Origin of the sequence: Leptolyngbya sp. AS-A5, from assembly GCF_039962495.1 — a bacterium.
GTDB lineage: Bacteria > Cyanobacteriota > Cyanobacteriia > Leptolyngbyales > Leptolyngbyaceae > Leptolyngbya.
This window is the reverse complement of record NZ_JAMPLL010000001.1, coordinates 408,129-428,301: the sequence shown is the minus strand read 5'-3', so window position 1 is coordinate 428,301 and position 20,173 is coordinate 408,129. Positions and strand designations below refer to the sequence as shown.

The 20,173-nt window shown below is 48.7% G+C and carries 13 protein-coding genes; 10 read left to right on the top strand and 3 right to left on the bottom strand.

Annotation, left to right across the window (positions count from 1 at the left end):
• Window positions 1-107: 107 nt before the first annotated feature.
• Window positions 108-2,990 carry an isoleucine--tRNA ligase gene (ileS, locus tag NC980_RS02100; RefSeq protein ID WP_190378813.1) on the top strand — a complete coding sequence of 961 codons (2,883 nt, stop codon included), beginning with the start codon at window positions 108-110 and terminating at the stop codon, window positions 2,988-2,990.
• Here ileS and NC980_RS02095 read toward each other — a convergent pair whose 3' ends face one another.
• Both NC980_RS02095 and NC980_RS02090 read right to left on the bottom strand, forming a co-directional pair.
• Complete coding sequence (locus NC980_RS02095) at window positions 2,991-3,617, bottom strand: DUF938 domain-containing protein (RefSeq protein ID WP_190378812.1); 627 nt, start codon at window positions 3,615-3,617, stop codon at window positions 2,991-2,993.
• A gap of 9 nt (window positions 3,618-3,626) precedes the next feature.
• The gene (locus NC980_RS02090; RefSeq protein ID WP_190378811.1) at window positions 3,627-7,160 is read right to left on the bottom strand and encodes an NB-ARC domain-containing protein; all 3,534 of its coding nucleotides are present in this window, start codon (window positions 7,158-7,160) and stop codon (window positions 3,627-3,629) included.
• Window positions 7,161-7,456: 296 nt separating this feature from the next.
• Here NC980_RS02090 and NC980_RS02085 point away from each other — a divergent pair, with 296 nt between their 5' ends.
• Both NC980_RS02085 and NC980_RS02080 read left to right on the top strand, forming a co-directional pair.
• On the top strand, window positions 7,457-7,984 hold the full coding sequence (locus tag NC980_RS02085; RefSeq protein ID WP_348253899.1) for a LuxR C-terminal-related transcriptional regulator: 528 nt from the start codon (window positions 7,457-7,459) through the stop codon (window positions 7,982-7,984).
• Between the two features lie 297 nt (window positions 7,985-8,281).
• Entirely contained in the window at window positions 8,282-9,604 is a 1,323-nt protein-coding gene (locus tag NC980_RS02080; protein WP_190378809.1) for an ATP-binding protein, read from the top strand.
• Window positions 9,605-9,710: 106 nt separating this feature from the next.
• Here NC980_RS02080 and pdhA read toward each other — a convergent pair whose 3' ends face one another.
• A complete protein-coding gene (gene pdhA / locus NC980_RS02075) occupies window positions 9,711-10,742 on the bottom strand; it encodes a pyruvate dehydrogenase (acetyl-transferring) E1 component subunit alpha (RefSeq protein ID WP_190378808.1) in 1,032 nt (343 codons plus the stop codon).
• Window positions 10,743-11,099: 357 nt separating this feature from the next.
• Here pdhA and NC980_RS02070 point away from each other — a divergent pair, with 357 nt between their 5' ends.
• The 7 genes from NC980_RS02070 (at window position 11,100) to NC980_RS02040 (ending at window position 20,132) form a co-directional block, all read left to right on the top strand.
• Window positions 11,100-13,202, top strand: coding sequence for an IMS domain-containing protein (locus NC980_RS02070; RefSeq protein WP_190378807.1), 2,103 nt, complete (start codon window positions 11,100-11,102; stop codon window positions 13,200-13,202).
• Window positions 13,203-13,265: 63 nt separating this feature from the next.
• Window positions 13,266-14,270 (top strand): AEC family transporter, encoded by a 1,005-nt coding sequence (locus tag NC980_RS02065; RefSeq protein ID WP_347272967.1) that lies wholly within the window; start codon window positions 13,266-13,268, stop codon window positions 14,268-14,270.
• A 79-nt stretch (window positions 14,271-14,349) separates the two neighbouring features.
• Window positions 14,350-15,111 carry a response regulator transcription factor gene (locus tag NC980_RS02060; protein ID WP_190378806.1) on the top strand — a complete coding sequence of 254 codons (762 nt, stop codon included), beginning with the start codon at window positions 14,350-14,352 and terminating at the stop codon, window positions 15,109-15,111.
• A gap of 52 nt (window positions 15,112-15,163) precedes the next feature.
• Window positions 15,164-16,468 (top strand): ATP-binding protein, encoded by a 1,305-nt coding sequence (locus NC980_RS02055; RefSeq protein ID WP_190378805.1) that lies wholly within the window; start codon window positions 15,164-15,166, stop codon window positions 16,466-16,468.
• A 176-nt stretch (window positions 16,469-16,644) separates the two neighbouring features.
• Window positions 16,645-17,436 (top strand): pseudouridine synthase, encoded by a 792-nt coding sequence (locus tag NC980_RS02050; protein ID WP_190378804.1) that lies wholly within the window; start codon window positions 16,645-16,647, stop codon window positions 17,434-17,436.
• Window positions 17,433-18,251, top strand: a complete 819-nt coding sequence (locus tag NC980_RS02045; RefSeq protein WP_190378803.1) for a RodZ domain-containing protein — start codon at window positions 17,433-17,435, stop codon at window positions 18,249-18,251. The genes NC980_RS02050 and NC980_RS02045 overlap by 4 nt, the downstream gene beginning before the upstream one ends.
• A 42-nt stretch (window positions 18,252-18,293) precedes the next feature.
• The gene (locus NC980_RS02040) at window positions 18,294-20,132 is read left to right on the top strand and encodes a DNA/RNA helicase domain-containing protein (protein WP_190378802.1); all 1,839 of its coding nucleotides are present in this window, start codon (window positions 18,294-18,296) and stop codon (window positions 20,130-20,132) included.
• Window positions 20,133-20,173 lie beyond the last annotated feature (41 nt).

Here is a 20,173-nt window from a genome sequence, read left to right as displayed (position 1 = left end):
CTGACGTATTCAAACTCCCAGAGACGTAAAACAAATCGCGCTTTCATCTCCACAGTGGCAAAATTCCTGACAGAATAGACGGATATGTGATTTTTGCCCTTTATCTTATGACTGCGACAGAACCCGGTTCTTACAAAAACAGCGTGAACCTGCCCCAGACGAAGTTTGATATGCGTGCGAACGCCGTCAAACGTGAACCCGAACTGCAAAAATTCTGGGCAGAGCAGCAAATTTACGAACACCTGTCGCAAGAAAATCCAGGCGAATTGTTTATTCTGCATGACGGGCCGCCCTATGCAAACGGAGCGCTGCATATCGGTCACGCAATGAATAAAATTCTCAAAGATACGATTAATAAGTATCAGTTACTGAAAGGACGCAAAGTTCGATTTGTGCCGGGATGGGATTGTCATGGTTTACCGATCGAACTCAAAGTCCTGCAAACTCTCAAGCCCGAAGAACGTCGCCAACTGACTCCGTTAACGTTGCGGCAAAAAGCGCGAGATTTTGCATTGGATACGGTTGCTCAACAATCCGCCAGCTTTAAGCGCTATGGCGTGTGGGGCGATTGGGAGCATCCCTATCTAACGCTAAAGCCTGAATACGAAGCGGCTCAAATCGGTGTGTTTGGGCAGATGGTACTGAAGGGCTATATCTATCGCGGATTGAAGCCTGTTCACTGGAGTCCGAGTTCTAAAACGGCACTGGCAGAAGCGGAACTCGAATATCCAGAAGGTCATACTTCAAGAAGCTTGTATGCAGCATTTGAAGTGCTGAACTTGTCGAAAGAGTTGCAGATGCCACTTGATCCATTCTTGGGTGAATTAGGTGTAGCGATCTGGACGACGACTCCCTGGACAATTCCGGCAAACTTAGCGGTGAGTGTGAACCCGGAATTAGTTTATGCCGTGGTGGAAGTTGGGGAGAATGCGCCTGGACGATTTAAGTATTTGATTGTTGCAAAGGATTTAGTCGATCGCTTATCGGAAGTTCTTGGGACAACGCTGGAAGTCAAAGCGACGATGATGGGACGATTGTTAGAGCATTGTACTTATCGTCATCCTTTGTTCGATCGCACCAGCGAAATTGTGATTGGCGGCGATTATGTCACGACTGAATCGGGTACAGGTTTAGTTCATACGGCTCCCGGTCATGGTCAAGATGACTATCTAGTGGGACAGCGCTATGGATTGCCGATTCTATCTCCGGTTGATGACAATGGCGACTTTACCGAGGAAGCGGGGCAGTTTCAGGGCTTAAACGTATTGGGCGATGGAAATCCTGCGGTGATCGAAGCCCTAAAAGAAGCACGATCGCTTCTAAAAGAAGAACCGTATCAACATAAATATCCGTATGATTGGCGCACGAAAAAGCCGACAATCTTCCGCGCTACTGAACAATGGTTTGCGTCAGTTGAAGGCTTCCGAGAGGAGGCATTAAAAGCGATCGCCGAGGTAGAGTGGATTCCAGCACAAGGCGAGAATCGGATTACGGCAATGGTGGCTGAACGATCGGACTGGTGTATCTCCCGTCAGCGCAGTTGGGGCGTTCCGATTCCGGTGTTTTATGACGAAGAAACCGGAGAGCCGTTATTGAACGAAGAAACGATTTCTCATGTGCAAGCCATCATTGCTGAAAAAGGATCGGATGCTTGGTGGGAATTGTCGATCGAAGAGCTTTTACCTGAGAAGTATCACGGCAAAAAGTACCGCAAAGGCACAGACACAATGGATGTCTGGTTTGATTCTGGATCATCTTGGGCAGCAGTGGTTGAACAGCGTCCAGAGTTGCGCTATCCGGCTGATATATATCTTGAAGGATCAGATCAACATCGCGGTTGGTTCCAATCGAGCTTGCTGACCAGTGTTGCAACTCAGGGACAAGCACCGTATAAGACTGTGCTAACGCATGGTTTTACGTTGGATGAACAAGGGCGCAAACAAAGTAAATCTTTGGGGAATGTAGTTGATCCGATGGTGGTGATTGAAGGCGGCAAAAACCAACAGCAAGAGCCGCCTTATGGTGCGGATATCTTACGGTTGTGGGTGTCTTCTGTGGATTACACCAATGATGTACCGATCGGTAAAAACATCCTGAAGCAAATGTCGGATGTGTACCGCAAAATCCGCAACACCGCGAGATTTCTATTGGGGAACTTACACGACTTTGATCTGGAGAAAGATGCAGTTGCATATGAGAAGTTACCGGAACTCGATCGCTATATGCTGCATCGCATTACTGAAGTATTCGACGAGATCCAAGACTCGTTTGAAACTTATCAGTTCTTCCGTTTCTTCCAAACGGTGCAGAACTTCTGTGCTGTAGATTTGTCTAACTTCTATCTCGACATTGCAAAAGATCGACTGTACATCAGTTCACTCAATGCAGAGCGCCGTCGGAGTTGTCAGACGGTGTTAGCGATCACGCTTGAGAACTTAGCGAAAGCGATCGCGCCTGTTCTCTCACACATGGCAGAAGATATCTGGCAGTATCTCCCGTACAAAACATCTTATAAATCGGTGTTTGAGGCGGGTTGGGTGAAGCTTGAGGATCAATGGCGAAATCCAGAGTTAGCTCAGCGTTGGGAGCAGTTACGCGAACTTCGTGCTGAAGCCAACAAAGTGCTGGAACAAGCGCGAACTGCTAAAGCGATCGGTTCCTCTTTGGAAGCGAAGTTACTGCTGTTTGTCGCGGATTCAGATTTACGATCGCAGCTTCAAACCTTTAATCCGTCTGATAGTTTGAGCGAAAATCGCGTGGATGAACTGCGATATCTATTCATTACTTCGCAGGTTGAATTAGTGGATTTAAGCGATCGACTGACTGAAGCAAAATACACTACCCAAACGGAAACCTTGGGAACTGGTGTGGTGAATGCTGACGGGCAGAAGTGCGATCGCTGCTGGAACTATTCCACTCATGTGGGTGAATCGAAAGAGCATCCATTGTTATGTGAACGGTGTGTTCCAGCGATCGGAGGTCAGTTCTAGCTATTGTTTCTGAAACACAACCGATAGATTATTCGCTGGCATTGCAACAACTTTAAGCAGTGCCAGTTTTTGATCTTGAGCGGCAGTCACAACGTCCTCTAGGTTTCGCACACCCCATTCTGGATTTTGTAGTTGCAAGCTTTCATCAAACATCTGATTGCTGGGTGCAGTATGTTTCCCGCCTTGTTTATAAGGACCATACAGATACAAGATTCCACCAGATGGGAGAATTCGATTTGCACCCGCCATCATTCCTAAACACGCTGACCAGGGAGAAATGTGAATCATATTGATATTGACGATCGCCCGAACTGGCTCAGATAATTGCTGCTGTTCGACGCTCCAAACCGCATCACGAGCATCAATGTTAATTGGTGCTTCTAAGTTCTCGGCAGGCTCAAACTTACGCCATGCAGAAATACTGGCACGAGCGATCGGGTTTGGATCAGAAGGCTGCCATTTTCGAGGCGCTAAGCGAGGTGCAAAGAAGACCGCGTGTTCTCCGGTGCCACTAGAGATTTCTAGTACCGTTCCAGAGGGGGGCAAAACCTCAAGTAGAACTTCTAAGATTGGTTCGCGATTTCGTTGAGTGGCAGGAGCGTATTGGCGATCGTCGGGGACATTCATATCAAATCCTCAAAACCTACAGATATTCTCCTCTATTGCTCCTAACGCTTTCAATGTAGTTTTCTGGGCATTCGTAATTCCGCTAACATTTGTGATGTTCGTACCGTTGTAAGGCTGTGGTTTCTGTAATACTTTCACGCATTCTCCGGTTTCAACATTCCACAACCGGACTGTTTGGTCTTCGCTTCCACTGGCAATTCTTGAGCCATCTCCGTTAAATTTCACCGACCAAATCCGATCGCGATGCCCCTGTAAAATTTCACACTCCCCGGTTTGGAGATTCCATACTTTTACCGTTTGATCAATTCCGGCACTGACAACGCGATCGCCGCTTGGAGAAACTGCAATAGATAGGATTCGATCGCTATCCCGAAACACCATTTCACACTGTCCCGATTTCAGATCCCAAATCCTCACGCTTCCATCTTCGCTACCACTAACTAACCGTTTTCCGTCCGAACTAAAAACAACAGACATCACTCGACTGGTATGTCCTTGTAAGGTTCTCAAACATTGACCTGTATGCGGATTCCAAAGATGAATCAAATGATTTTCTTCACCGCTTGCTAGGAACTCACCATCAGGACTATAAGCGATCGACCAAATTCGACTCTGTGCCGCGAGAATTTGCAAGCATTCGCCAGTACGCGGATTCCAGAGGCGAATGGTTTGATCAAAGCTACCACTAGCAAGCGTAGTCCCGTTCGGACTGAATGCCACCGACCACACCCAATTGGTATGTCCGCGTAGCACTTTCAAGCATTGATTAGTCGATCGACTCCACACTCGAACTGTGTGATCAAAGCCACCACTCGCAAGCAATTGATCATCTGGACTAAATTTAACTGTCCAAACCCAGTTTTCATGTCCGTAAAAGCTACTGATACAAGCTCCAGAAGCAACATCCCAAAGATTAACGGTTTGATCTGTGCTTGTGCTGGCTAGAAATTGATCATCAAAGCTAAACTCAACCGATAAGACAAAGTTGGTATAGCCTTGGAGGGTTTTACAACATTCTCCGGTTTGCGTGTGCCAAAGTCGAACAGACTGATCAGCGCTACCACTCGCAATCATGTTTCCAGTGGGACTAAACACAGCCGATCGTACTACTCCCCGATGCTGATGCAATGTTCTTAAGCATTGTCCGGTTGATCGATCCCAAAGCTTAATCGTTTGATCAAAGCTACTACTGAGTATCAGTTGCCCATCTGGGCTAAAGTTCACACATCGAACTTGATCTAAGTGTCCGGTTAAAGTTCTAACACAGCTTGCAGTTTGAACGTCCCAAAGCTTGATAGTTGCATCCTCACTGCCCGATGCTAGCATTGACCCATCGGGACTAAAGGTAACACCTCTCACTGTGTTTGTATGTCCTTCAATAGTTTTTAGGCATTCTCCCGTCTCTACGCTCCAGAGTTTAATTGTGCGATCGTCACTACCACTCGCTAACATTCGACCATCTGGACTAAACGCAACCTTACAAATCCAGTGCTGATGTCCTTCTAGCACTCGGATCAGTTTTCCGGTGTAGAGATCCCAAAGTCGAATCGTGCGATCGGCGCTGCTGCTCGCAAGAATTGGAGCGGTGGGAGAAACAGCGATCGAAATGACCCAATCTTGATGATCGCTCAGCGTTCGCCAACATTCGCCTGTTTTGGTACTCCAAATTTTGACGGTATTATCTCCACTTGCTGAGACAATCAAATCCCCCTCTGGACTAAAAGCAATCTCACAGACCCAATGTTGATGCCCATCACAGGTTAGTATCTTTTGCCGCTCTAGAACATTCCACAGATGAATTGCCCCAGCTGTATCGCTTGCAGCTAAGGTTGTCCCATCGGGACTAAATGCAACTGACCAAACATTCCCTAAAGTTTCTGAAAAGACGGATTTCTTTAGCTCTGCATTCGTAAAATTGACGTGATGTAAGTTCACGCCCTGTAGCTGCGCTTGCCACACTGCCAAACCCGAAAAGTCATACCCAGTCAAATCCGCTCTGAGACAGCACAATAAATTGAGAATGTTACCTGCTGCATATCCAGGGGCACATCCTAACTGTTGTTGAAGCTTGACCAAGACAGACCTAAACTTTTGTTCTAAATCTGTTTGGCAATGGGTCGGAGCAGTCAAACGATCGACCAAGGGCTGCATGATCATCCGAGTTTGACGATCGCGGATATGATCTTCAACGGTTGCTTTGACCAAAGCATGAGATATCAAGAGTTCAAACGTCTCAGAACATAGTTCTTGAAACACGCGATCGATCAATCGATCAATCACATATTCCATCACGACAGGCTGCTGTGTAAATTTCGCGCCGCGTTTTTCAACAATGGGTCTTCGCGCCAAAGATGCTAAGGCTTCGATTAACTGTCGTTTGGGAATCGGCGGAACTAGATCTTCAGCTAACTCAGACAGCGAAGTTCCATCGCGATTAATCGCAATCCAGTACATAATCTGCTGTTCGAGATGCGATAGGCGATCGAACTGTTCATCTAACAAGTCCGAGATTCCACCAAACACAGTTGTCCCTTGCGTCAGAAACTCGCTCACATCGCTATCAAACAAATCTTGAATCGTCGAAGCCGCGATTTTCAGCGCCAATGGATTGCCGCTATAAAGATTGATGAATCGTGTAAATGTGGTTGAACTCGCTTCTAGCTGTTTTGGCTTGAGAAATTCTCCTGCTTCTGTTGGATTCAAACCCTCCAAGCGAAACGATCGCACAAACTGCCCTTCGAGTGCCGCGACTTCTTTCGGCTTCTCGCGGCTGGTTAACACGAGACAACTTTGATGCACCGTTTCCCCGATGCGGCGAAACAACTCTCCATAACATTCATACCCGATCGGGTAATGTCCAGCCCGATCGCCGCTCTCTAAAATAGATTCAACGTTATCGAGGATGAGGAGACAGCGCGACGATCGCAAGTAATACATCAATCGAGCCAGTTTTCCATCAACGGTATCGGGTAGCTCGGTTTCTTGTTGCCGCGATAGAAATGGAATCCAATCCGACAAAATCACATCGAGGGGTGGTGCATCTTGCAGCGATCGCCAAATCACCGCTTCAAACTTTGCTTGTACCTGCTGCGCCAATTTCACAGACAGAGCCGTTTTCCCAATGCCGCCCATGCCCAAAATCGTCACGAATCGACACTGTTCCTCGGTTAAGGCACGATCGAGGTCTTCTAGCTCTTGAGCACGACCGCAAAATCCCGAAACATCAACCGCCTCGCCCCAATCTACTAACGCATGGGAAAGCTCCAGCGATCGAATTTCTGTTTGCTGCATTTGAGCACATTGGCGCAGCGCAACGCGGAAATTGCTTTTGGTCACTCGTTGCCCCAAACGCTCGGATAGAAGCTGCCACAATTGAGCGCCAACTAACTTGATGTAATCCGGATCGTAGTCCTCAGCCGTCGCAATCTGTTCATAAGTCAGACCCTCCCAAGCACATCGAAACACTACTTCTTGCAGATGAGTCAAACGATCCTGCTTTAGCACTCGATCCAATACGCAAAGCGCCTCCTCGATCGTGATCACGGTAGTTCACCCTCTCTGATTAATCTTTACACTGAGCGATATTTAGCGCTTCAATCACAGTCAGGGAGATTACGAATACTTCCATTTTCTGATGGATTCAGGCTTGCCGAAATAACGTTTTATAACCTTAAAGTCCTAACCTTTTCATACGGACGCTCGCCGTTCTCTGGCGTATCTTCAGGAGTATCAAGTTGAGTGCATAAAACGAATGCCCTAACCGTACTCATCTTTATCGGAACTCAGCCAGCCTGATTCCTTTGTCTCTTACCACTCATTCGCCCCTGAAGATCATGAATATGCCTCTTAATACCCCTAATGATTTCCTGTTGTCCGTATTAGAAGGTTTAGTAGACGGTATTTTGATTGTGAGTCAGCAAGGTCAATTGCTCTTTGCAAACACACCCGGAGCCGAGATTTGCCAAAAACTCAGTCCCTATCAGCAATATCCTGCTGAGGTCTGGCGTTCCTGCGAAGCGTTAATCGAAAGTCGTCAATGGTACGGCGCTCGTCCACTCTTGATCGAGTCCGAGCTACAGACAGAAAATCACCAAACCTATCGCATCTGCGTTCAGTGGCTGCAATTAGAACAGCCTTGCTTGCTGGTTCGCTTAGAAGACCAACAGCGATCGCTGCAAAGTCTCGCGGTGACAGAAGCCAAAAAATTCGGTCTCACGCCGCGTGAAGCCGAGGTCTGGTTTCTCAAACGCTGCAACTTATCGCGAAAAGAAATTGCAGCGCAGTTATTTATCACGATCGACACCGTGAAAAAACACTTAGGAAATATTCAACTGAAGCGTCAGGCAAACTCGGGAAGCTGGTGCTAAACATCAAGATTAGGACGACCAAAGCTCCGATTTCTACACGATCGGGGCTTTTTTTTTATTGGCTTAATTCTTTAGAATTTTTTTATAGACTTAATTCTAAGGATGTCTAAAGATGAATGTGAAAATCTGCATCATTGACTTACAGTTTTAGTAAATTTAGCTCTTGACATCTTTTCTAATAATTCCATTTTTAAATCTCAACTCCTAACAGAGGTAGATGCTTGCCTGCTAAAAACTTCAGACAATTCTAATTACATCTGCCCGCCCCCTTGATTGAAACTTGTCCTGTGTCGAACTATGGAAACGGATTTAACAAGCGAGTATATTCAAACTGTGCAGCAACGCACCCAGACGTTGTATCAAACTACACAGACTGCCGCTCATGAAAGCCCGCACTTGATGCTAGGGTGCTTAGAGGAGTTACAGTCCGCTTTAGAGGAACTGCACGCTGCGGAAGAAGAACTCAGACAGCAAAATAAGTCCTTGTTATCGGCTCAGCGCACGATCGAAGCCGAACGGCAACGCTATCAAGAACTATTTGAATTCGCGCCTGATGCTTACGTCGTTACAGATCTCTACGGCACTGTACTCGAAGCCAATCGAGCCGCGATCGAATTGTTCAATGTCCCTTATCGCCATCTGATCCAAAGCTCTCTCGTTTCCTTTGTCCACAAAGAGCAGCGATCCGCTTTTCGAGGGGTGCTGAGTCAACTTCTCACGATTCATCGCGTTCAGGAGTGGGAAGTGACGATGTGTGGACAAGACACGCATTCTATCGATAGTGCCATTACTGTTGAAACGGTGCGCGATATTCAAGGAAAAGCGATCGCGTTTCGCTGGCTGATTCGCGACGTTACCGCCCGCAAACAGAGCGAAGCACAACTGCACAAATTACAACTGCAAAACCTTGAACTCACGGAAATCGATCGCCTAAAAGACCAGTTCATGGCAACGATTTCGCACGAGTTACGCACCCCCATGAATGCGATTTTGGGCTTTTCCCATCTGTTGCTGAAGCGTGTCTCCACAATGGAGGATAGCACCCTAGCCTGCATGGCCGATCGCATTGTTTGCAACAGTCAGCACCTGCTTACTTTGATCGAAGAACTCCTAGACTTCTCGAAACTGAAAGCGAAAAAACTGCAATTGCGAATGACTGAGTTTGATCTGCTTAAAGTTGCAGACGAAACTGCACAAGAATTACGCCATTTTGCGGAGCAAAAAGGAATTGCACTCAATTTGGACAGCGCTCAACAGGCTTTACCGATCGTCAGCGATCCCGTGCGATTGCGGCAGATTATGACCAATTTGCTCTCGAACGCGATTAAATTCACTGAAGCAGGACAAGTCACCCTAGGAGTGTGGGGACTCCCTGCAGGACGAGTGCTGATCGTGGTTGAAGATACAGGCATCGGAATTGATCCGCTGGATCAAGAACGAATTTTCCAAGAGTTTTGGCAAGTCAACCAAACTTCGACCCGCCTGAACGGTGGTACTGGCTTGGGGCTGGCGATCGTCCGATCCCTGGTGGAATTGATGCAGGGGAGTCTTTCGATCGAGAGCCAGGTCGGTCGGGGTACAAGCTTTCGGGTCGAATTACCGCGTCAATTGAAATATTAAGCATTCACCCAAAAAGATAGAGACGCAATCAATTGCGTCTCTATCCGTTGGGCAACACCGACAATCAAACTCATTCACCTAATGATTGAATGCGGCAAAACCTCGATTAATCCTCTGCAAAAATGTACTTATACAGTTCACTCGGATCAGGTTCAGGGCTTTCTAATCCAAATTTCACCGCATCTTCGACCAAGGCTTGCACTTTCTTCTCAATATCCTTGAGTTCGCTTTGCTTCACTAGATTTTGCTCGATCAAGTACGACGAGAATTTCTTCAAGGGATCGCGTGCTAGCCATGCTTCTTTTTCTTCTTTCGATCGCAGTTCATCGGGATCAGCGAGCGAATGCCCCCGGAAGCGATAGGTTAAGCACTCGATTAAAGTCGGACCTTCACCTGCTCTCGCTCGTTTTACGGCTTCTTGGGCAACGCCGCGAACGGCTAACACATCCATTCCGTCCACTTCATACCCCGGCATCCCGAAAACGCTCGCTTTCTTGTAAATCTCGGTTTGAGAACTTGCTCGATCGTGCGCCATGCCGATCGCCCACTTGTTATTCTCAACCACGAAAATAATCGGCAGCTTCCACAGTGCCGCCATGTTCAAGCACTCAAAAAACTGTCCATTATTCGTGGTGCCATCCCCAAAGAAGCAAGCCGTTACCTGATCGGCGCTTTCGTCACCCATCACTTCGCGACGATACTTCGACTGAAACGCCGCTCCCGTCGCCACCGGAATTCCTTCCCCGATGAACGCAAACCCACCGAGTAAGCGATGCTCTGCTGAGAATAAGTGCATTGACCCGCCGCGACCCTTGCTGCATCCGGTCGCCTTGCCGAACAATTCCGCCATCACTTCACGGGCGGGCACCCCGCACGAGAGCGCGTGAACGTGATCGCGGTAAGTGCTACAGACATAATCTTCGCCTGGACGCATCGCCCGAATCACGCCGGTTGAAACCGCTTCTTGACCGTTATATAAGTGCACAAATCCGAACATTTTGCCGCGATAGTACATTTCGGCACACTTATCTTCAAAGAAGCGCCCCAATACCATATCCTCATACAGCATTAAGCCTTCCTCGCGGGTCACTTGCGCGGGGACGGTTTGAAATGCCGGAAATGCTCTTTCTTGAACCATGAGAATTAATTAACCTCGCTGCAATAACCCCAGATCGAACAAGTGAATGCGAAACCTGCGCAAAGAATCACGCGCTATTCTGAATAATCTAATCTAAAATACCTTCCTGACGTATCAAAGATCAAATGTAGCAAGCCGGAAACCGTAACAGATGCACTGCAAAAGATGGATAAACTTCAAGATTTATTTACCTTGTTGAGGTTCTATCCATCTGCAAATCCTTTTATTGTTAGGATGACAGTCTCCAAGTTACGCCCACCGACGCTGCTGACTTCGCACCGACAAGGTATGATGTCTGTCAATTCGATCGTCACTCTCGATTTTCCTTACCTCGATCTACTGCTGGGGACGTGAACTGTGCGTATACCGCTCGACTATTACCGGATTCTAGGTCTACCAATGCAAGCAACGGCAGACCAGTTGAAGCAAGCTCATCGCGATCGCACGTTACAGTTGCCCCGCCGTGAGTATTCTGAAGCTGCGATCGCCACTCGCCGAGATTTGCTCGATCAGGCGTATGCTTTGCTCGCTGACCCAGCTCAACGTAAATCAATTGATGAGAAACTGCTGAGCCTTCAATACGAGGAAGATGCAGATGCCGCAACGATCGAACTTGACGATCAGCATTTGATTGGAGCGCTATTAATTCTGCAAGAGTTAGGCGAATACGAATTAGTTCTAAAGATTGGGCGACCTTATCTCAGTAGTGGAACCTCCTCGATTCGGGATGGTCGATTTGGTGATCCCCGCATTGTGCTGTCAGATATTGTTCTGACGATCGCGCTTGCCTGTTTAGAACTCGGTCGCGAGCAGTGGCAGCAAGGACAGTATGAAAATGCAGCAGAGGCGCTGGAAACGGGGCAGGAACTGCTTCTACGAGAGGGATTGTTTGCGGGGGTACGGGGCGAAATTCAAGCGGATTTATTTAAGCTGCGTCCTTACCGAATTCTAGAACTACTGGCAGCGCCGGATGAAGAGGGCGGCGATCGTCAACAGGGGTTGCGATTGCTCAAAGATATGCTGCGTGAGCGGAGTGGCATCGATGGCGCAGGCAATGATCAGTCTGGCTTAAGCGTTGATGATTTTTTGCGGTTTATTCAGCAGTTGCGGGGATATTTAACCGCAGCAGAGCAGCAGGCTTTGTTTGAAGAAGAGTCTCGTCGTCCGTCAGCCGTCGCTACTTATCTTGCAGTCTACGCTCTGTTGGCGCGAGGATTCGCGGATCATCAGCCTGCGCTGATTCGTCGAGCAAAATTGTTGTTATTCCGACTCGGCAGTCGGCAAGATGTCCATCTTGAACAATCGGTTTGCGCTCTGTTGCTCGGACAAACCGAGGAAGCCAGTCGCGTGCTTGAGCTGTCGCAGGAGTACGAGCCGCTGGCATTTATTCGCGAAAACTCCCAAGGCGCACCGGATCTTCTACCGGGATTGTGTCTCTATTCTGAGCGCTGGCTACAAGAAGAGGTTTTTCCTCATTTTCGGGATTTGGCGAAACGAGAAGCATTACTCAAAGATTACTTTGCCGATGAGCAGGTTCAAGCTTACTTAGAAGAACTGCCTGCGGACGGGGAATGGGTGACAGACTGGTCACTGGCAGAGCAGGGACTGGTGCATCATGAGTTAAATTACGGCTCGACGATCGCTCCCTCTCGCAATGGACGCACGACTCCAGTTGAGGAGAACATCGGCGGCTATCGCTCGGCAACCGCTACATTAACCACAGGTGTTGCAGAAGCTTCCGTTTCAGAACGCTCCCCAAGAAGCAGCACCAATGGTGGGGATTCAGCGCTTCCTCGATCGTCGCGCAGTGGTCGCAACGGGCGCGACCGTTCTGCCTCCTCTCGCTATCACGCGCCGGATCAAAATGTGCCTAGAGCAAAAGCACCGAGAGAAAATCGTCGATCGCGCTGGATTGTGCTACTTTTAGGAGTCGCGCTGGCGATGGGACTAGGCTTTTTGATGATTCGGGCACTCAGAGCGCTAATGAATCCATCGGCTCAAACGGCAAGTGAAGCGCTTCCCGTGCAGCTTGATCAACCGATCGTCAACTTACAGCCTTCTTCTCAACCCGTCACCCTTTCAGGCAATCTCGACCAAAGTCTCGCTCAGAGAGTGGTAGAAACCTGGCTTGATGCAAAGAAAGCGGCAATGGGAAAAAACTACGACGGCTCAAAACTGGCTCAGGTGCTAGTTGATCCGAAGCTTACAGAATGGCAGCAGAACATCGAAGAAACGAAGCGTGAGAACTTATACATCGAATACGACCACGCAGTTAAAGTGCAAAGCGTTGAAGCTAGTCCAACCGACCCGAATCAGGCGACCGTAAAAGCAACCGTGACTGAGGTGCGGAAATATTTTGCCGGAAATAACCCTGGTGACGTACAGACTGATCGAGATATGTTGGTGCGCTACACCTTAGTACGCCAAGACAATCAGTGGCGAATCAAAGACTGGCAGTAATTTTGGGTTAAAAATGTCCGTCCTAATTAAATGCGCTATTTGCAGGATCGATCCGTTACGATAGTGCAGGGAGTAGCGCCCGATGGTGGCAAGGGCATGATCGCAAGTTTGGTTCACGCTTACACCCCCTTAATCTTCTGGACTGGGGTGGGTGCTTTATTATTTCGATTTTTGCCTCTATCGTTTCCACGATTTTTAGGGCGGAGCTTATATTGGGTGGGCGTACCGTGGCAAATTTTTTCCCTGGTACGAGAAACTGACTTTTCAACCCACGTAGGGATTGCGCCTGCGGTGACGATCGCGACGTTGGGAACAGGACTGACCCTTGCCTGGCTCACATTGCAGCTTTTAATTTGGCTCAGAACTGAAGCAAAGCCAACTTGGTTGGGTGCGATCGAAAGCTGGTTGCCGCCGATGGATCGGGCTGCTCAAGGAACGTTTGTGATTGCTTCGACGATCGGAAACACAGGCTTTGTCGGTCTAGGGTTAATTCCTGCGTTAATTAGCACCGGGGATCTGAGTTGGGCAGTGTTCTACAGCGTCACCCAGAACTTAATTGGAACTTATGGTATTGGTGTTCTAGTAGCGAGCCATTATGGTCGCGCAGAAGCTCAAAGCACAATCTGGACGCTGCTGCGAGATATTCTTACGGTTCCGACGCTCTGGGCATTTGCTGCTGCGTATTTCACTCAATCGATCGCCTTTCCGGAGTGGAGTGAGACGATCGTGCATTCCTCGCTTGTCTTTGTCATTCCCGCCTCATTTCTGCTGATGGGAATGCGCCTGATTCAACTCAACGGCATCGCCAGCCTAAAAACAGCTACAATTCCGGTACTGCTCAAAGCACTGATTTTGCCGAGCTTAGTCGCGATCACGGTCGCAATTCTGGGACTAAATTACGATGCTCGTCTGTCTTTGACGATCATGGCAGGAGTACCCAGTGCGTTTGCAAGTTTGATTCTGGCGGAGGAGTACAATCTAGACCACGATTTAGCAGCGAGTAGTATTGCTTTGAGTACGATCGCGATTTTGGCGACCATTCCAGTTTGGTTACTGATTAGTCATTAAATCTTGAGAAACTGTATAAACCCATACGGTGATCTGGATCAATGGTAGAATCTTGCCGACAAGTCGAGACGCACTTTTTATGCAGACAACGCTCCTGACTGACGCTACAACTGCCGCATCCAAACTTTCCATCCGACGAATTCTGCTTGTCGATGATGAAGAGACGATTCGCGACACGATCGCGCTCACCTTGTCCGACGAAGGATATGAGGTGGTCACTGCTACTGATGGTCGTCAAGCCCTAGAAATCCTGCAAACGGCTCTAAGCCAGGACTCCGACAAATCATCTATGCCAGATTTGATCATCCTGGATCTGATGCTGCCCTATGTGAATGGATTAGATATTTGTCGTTGGATGCGGCGCGAAGGAAGCAGCGTCCCGATTTTGATGCTCAGCGCCAAGGCGAGTGAAACCGATCGCGTCGTTGGGCTAGAGGTGGGAGCCGATGATTATCTCACCAAGCCGTTTGGAATGCGCGAATTGGTTGCTCGCTGCCGTGCCTTGCTGCGCCGTCATCAGCAGTTCCAGCCTGCTCAATCGAGTCCCACTCTGCAATTTCAGGATGTCACGATTTACTCACAAGAATGCCGGGTGACGGTTCGAGGCGAAGTCGTGAATTTCTCACCGAAAGAATTCAAGCTGTTGGAGCTTTTCCTGAGGCATCCGAAGCGCGTTTGGTCACGGGATCAACTGTTAGAGAAAATTTGGGGACACGATTTTGTGGGCGAAAGTAAAACGGTAGATGTTCACATTCGCTGGCTACGGGAAAAGCTAGAGCTTGATCCAAGTAATCCTCAGTATTTGGTGACTGTCCGGGGTTTTGGCTATCGATTCGGCTAAGCTTAGAGCAGAGAGAAGCTATCTCCTACCGCCCTTTAGCCACGTTTTGCCTGTGTCTGTTCTTTGGTTTCTGGCTGGACTCGCGATCGGGATTCTTCCTTTCACGGTGTATCGGGGCCAACTCACTGCCCGTATTCATCGCCTGACCAAAAATCTACCTCCCGATGAAGCAGAGATTGATTTGTCGGTCACCTCTCGCTTATCGATGATGATCTCTCATCATCAGGCGCAAATTGAGCAATTAGAACGCACGCTCGAAGAATGGAAGCAGATTCTCAGCTTGTCGCCGATCGGCTATCTGCAAGTTGATGACGAAAATCAACTGACTTGGTGCAATCCCGCTGCCGTTCAAATGCTAGGCATTCATCAAAGCGATGATTATGCGCCTCGGCTGCTCTTAGAGCTGGTGCGATCCTACGAACTTGACTCATTGATTGAAAAGGCTCGCGATCGCAATCAACTCCATCAGCGCGAGTGGATGTTTTATCCGATTTCCGCAGATGCAGAAGATCTGTCGCAGGCACGATCCACGCCGATTCGCGGGCTTGCCTTTCCGCTCTCCAAGGGCGAAGTCGGTGTTTTTCTAGAAAATCGTCAAGAGGCAGTCAACTTAGTCCAACAGCGTGACCGCTGGACATCCGATGTTGCCCACGAACTCAGAACGCCCCTGACCTCGATTCGCCTCGTCGCTGAAACCCTACAAGCCCGCTTAGATCCTACGAATCGGGCTTGGATCGATCGCTTACTGAATGAAACCATTCGCCTCAGTCGATTAGTGCAAGATCTCCTTGATCTCAGCCAGTTAGACCTAAATCCGACTCAACGGCTGCGATTAACCTCGATCGATCTGGTCAAACTGATTTATTCTGCCTGGGAAAGCTTAGAACCGCTTGCCTGCGAAAAACAAGTGCAACTGCACTACAGCGGCTTAGAATCTGTGAAGCTCCGAGCCGATGAAGCCCGTATGTATCGCGTCTTTCTCAACTTGCTTGATAACAGCCTCAAATACAGCCCCGTTCAGGGCATCGTCCGCGTTGAGACAACGCTGCAAGAGCAGTCAAAGCCCCGACTTCAGGTTGATATCATTGATGCAGGCGAAGGATTCCCCGAAGAGGTGATCGCGCACATCTTTGATCGCTTTTACCGCGCTGATCCATCGCGGGTACGCCCAACTCAGAGCCAAGCAGCGACCCAATTGACCAGTGGTAGCGGGTTAGGTCTGGCAATCGTGCGTCAAATTGTGGAGGCACATCAAGGGACAGTTCGCGCCCAAAATCATCCTGACGGTGGTGCATGGCTGCAACTGGTTCTACCTTGTGAAAGCTCTACGATAAGGGCGAAGTCTCACTCTTCATGAATACTTATCACTCCCTGAGAGCGGATATGAATTCCGAATGAGGCAGTCTTTCCGACATTTTGCGGAATCCAGACTCATGTAATATTTGTACATATTGATAGATAGACAATTTGATAGATAGACAATTGTCACAGTTTCCTCCGAAACCCACCGTTTTTCAGGCTTTAGGCTGCGCTATGCCCGAAAGAGTACAAAAAATTCTTTCACAATGGGGAATCGCCTCGCGTCGGCAGGCGGAACAGATGATCTTGGACGGGCGCGTCAAGCTAAATGGCGTAGTTGCTGAGTTGGGTCAAAAGGCTGATCCCGCCTGCGATCGCGTTGAAGTTGACGGACAGGTGATTCAAGCCACCGAGCGTCCGCAACTGATTTATTTGCTGCTGAACAAGCCAGCAGGGATCATCTCAACCTGCGATGATCCTCACGATCGGCGAACTGTTCTTGAGCTTTTACCAAAATCATTGCGGCAAGGACAAGGACTTCATCCGATCGGGCGATTAGATGTAGAATCAACCGGGGCGATATTGTTGACGAACGATGGCGAGTTAACCCACTATTTAACTCACCCCCGCCATCACATTCCTAAAACTTACGAGGTTTGGGTCAATGGAGAAGTCTCGCGCTCTGTTCTACAACACTGGCGCGAAGGGGTTATGTTGGATCACCGAAAAACCCTACCTGCTTCTGTTGAGGTTCTACGCCGTACTCCGTCTAGTACGTTATTGCGTATAATTCTTCGTGAAGGAAGAAATCGTCAAATTCGCCGAGTCGCCGAACAGTTGGGGCACCCTGTGCTTCAGCTACACCGGAGCGCGATCGGAGACATTCAACTCCACCTATCAGGCAAGCCCGCTTTAGCAGCGGGGCAGTATCGACCATTAGAAGACTTTGAAATTCGTGTATTGAAGCAGGGAATGAACCCACCCTTAGAGAAGTTGCCAGCACAGACGAAGGAGCAGCGCAGATGAAAAAGCAAACCCTCCCAACCAATCGAGAGCAAGCAGAGCGGCTGGCAGAGTTAGGTAATCGACTCCGCGATCGTCGCGAAGCTCAAGGCATCTCACTCGAAACCGTGGCGGGAACCACTTGTATTCAGCCGCGCTTGTTGAGAGCGATTGAGCAAGGAAAAATTGAAGAACTGCCAGAGCCCGTTTATATCCATAGCTTTATTCGCCAATATGCGGGCGCGATCGGGCTGAACGGCGTAGAGTTTGCCAGCGAGTTTCCGACGACTGGTTTTGTCGTGCAGCCGATTCGGACATCTTGGCGATCGCTACCGGGAGCACAGTTGCGCCCCATTCATTTGTACTTAATCTACATGGCGCTGATTGTCGGCGCAGTGAATGGGTTGTCCTATTTTCTCAATCGCTCCGCTCAGACTTCGATCGCTGCCATTGAAATGCAGCAACCGCCTGCATCGGTTGCGCCAATGGGCCCAACCCCTCCAAGGCAGCAACCGAGCTTCAAGACAGACTGGAAACACGAAGCCCCGACCTCCACTGCTAACAAGCCTGTTCGTGTTGGTGTAACGCTCACCGAGGAGTCTTGGGTGCGCGTGATGGCAGACAGCAAGGTGGAATATGAAGGACAACTGCCGAAGGGCGCTCAGCGGACTTGGACGGCTGATCGGCAAGTCGTGGTGCGAGCTGGAAATGCGGGCGGTGTGATTGTGACGTTTAACGAAAGCCAAGCCAAACCGCTAGGTCAACCTGGAGAAATTGAAGAGATGTCTTTTCCTCCTGAGCCAAGAATGGCAAAGCTGACAATCGGTGAATTACGGTAATAAACTGGGGGCGTGAACCGCCCCTTTGTTTTTGTGTGCCGTATGTCGTGTATCCATTCAGGCTGGTTTGGGTCGATCGCTGCGTTTCTCGCCTGTCCTACCGCCAATTGGCTAGAAACGCTAGCGACGAATTATCAAACGTTATACCACCAGCAGCCCGCAGGAACGCAGCGGCAAGCGTGGGACGAATGTGGCGAAATTCTGCGATCGCAGCTTGAGCCGCTCCTGAATACTCGTCCTGATAGTAAGTCTTGGACATTAATATTCGAGTATGAGTTGCCTGGAGAAGGTGGGCGGCGACCGGATCTGGTGCTGCTGGGAGCGGGGCAGATCCTTGTTTTTGAGTTCAAACAGAAATCAGCCCTTTCAACGGCTGATTTGGATCAAGTCGCTGCTTATAGGCGGGATCTTGCCGAGTATCATCAAGCATCAGCTCACAATCCTGTCACTGCAATTCTGATTCCGACTCGCTACACAAAAGAGAATACAACTCGCAATGCAGTTCAAATTCTAAATCCAAAGCAAATTTCAACCTACTTAGAAACGCTAGTCGAAATACAACCGGAAATTGATGCGGATCGCTGGGTTAATTCATCTTATGAACCGCTCCCAACGGTGATTGATGCGGCGCGGCGGATCTTTCAGCAAGAACCGCTGCCTAGTATTAAACGCGCTCAAAGCGCAAATATTCCCGAAATTTTGGACTATCTGGCTCAAATTGTCGATCGCGCTTCTCGGCAAAAAGAGCGGCACTTAATTTTGATCACAGGGGTTCCGGGAGCCGGAAAGACGCTCGTAGGATTGCAGTTTGTGTATCAGACGGAGCGCGATCGTCCAGCCATATTTTTATCCGGCAACCGTCCCTTAATTACAGTTCTCCAATATGCGCTTCAAAGTAAAGCCTTTGTGCGGGAGATTCGTAATTTTTACCTCCAGCACGAAGTGCGTCGTCAAACGGCGGCGCGAGAACATATTGTCGTTTTTGATGAGGCTCAGCGAGCTTGGGATGCCGATCGTATGTCCGAAAAATACGGCATTACCCGTGCGGCTCCGGGTGCAGTTTTGCGAATCTGTGAGCGAGTTCCTGATTGGTGTGTGTTGCTTGGCTTAATTGGTGAAGGGCAAACGATTCATGTGGGCGAGGAGGGTGGAATTGAGCAGTGGGATCAGGGCTTAAAGAGTGCGATCGAGCCTTGGCAGGTTCATTGTTCTACTGAGCAAGCGAAATATTTCGAGACGACAACCTACACCAATGATTTATTAAATCTCACCACTTCTTTGCGATCGCATCTCGCTAAGCACCTTCAAACCTGGGTTACTTATGTTCTCAATGGCGAAATTGATCAAGCTAAATCAGTGATGTCTTTGTTAGTTTCAGAAGGATTTGATTGTTATCTCACTCGCGATCTTGAAACCGCAAAAAACTATTGTCGATCGCGTTACGAAGACCAATCAGATAAGCGTTATGGTTTAGTTGCCTCTTCACGATCGCGCAACTTAGTGAAATACGGAATTAGAAACGACTACATTTCAACTCAAAAACTCAATCTCGGCGCTTGGTATATCGATCCGCCTGACTCGGAAACATCTTGCTGTGCGTTCGATCGCGTGGTTACAGAATTTAGCTGCCAAGGCTTAGAACTTGATTTTCCTATTGTTGGTTGGGGTGACGATTTGATCTGGAGCAATGGCGCTTGGATGATGACTAAATCCCAAAAAAACGTTCGCAATCCGCTGCAACTCCGAATCAATAGTTATCGAGTTTTACTCACACGCGGACGAGACGGATTTATTATTTTCGTGCCCGAAGAAGCCAAAATGGGCAGCACGTTTGAAGCCCTACGATCGTCCGGATTAGTCGCGCTTGACACTGAAGCATGAAGTCAATGAGTTCAAACTTTACAAATGACCGCCAGTGATAT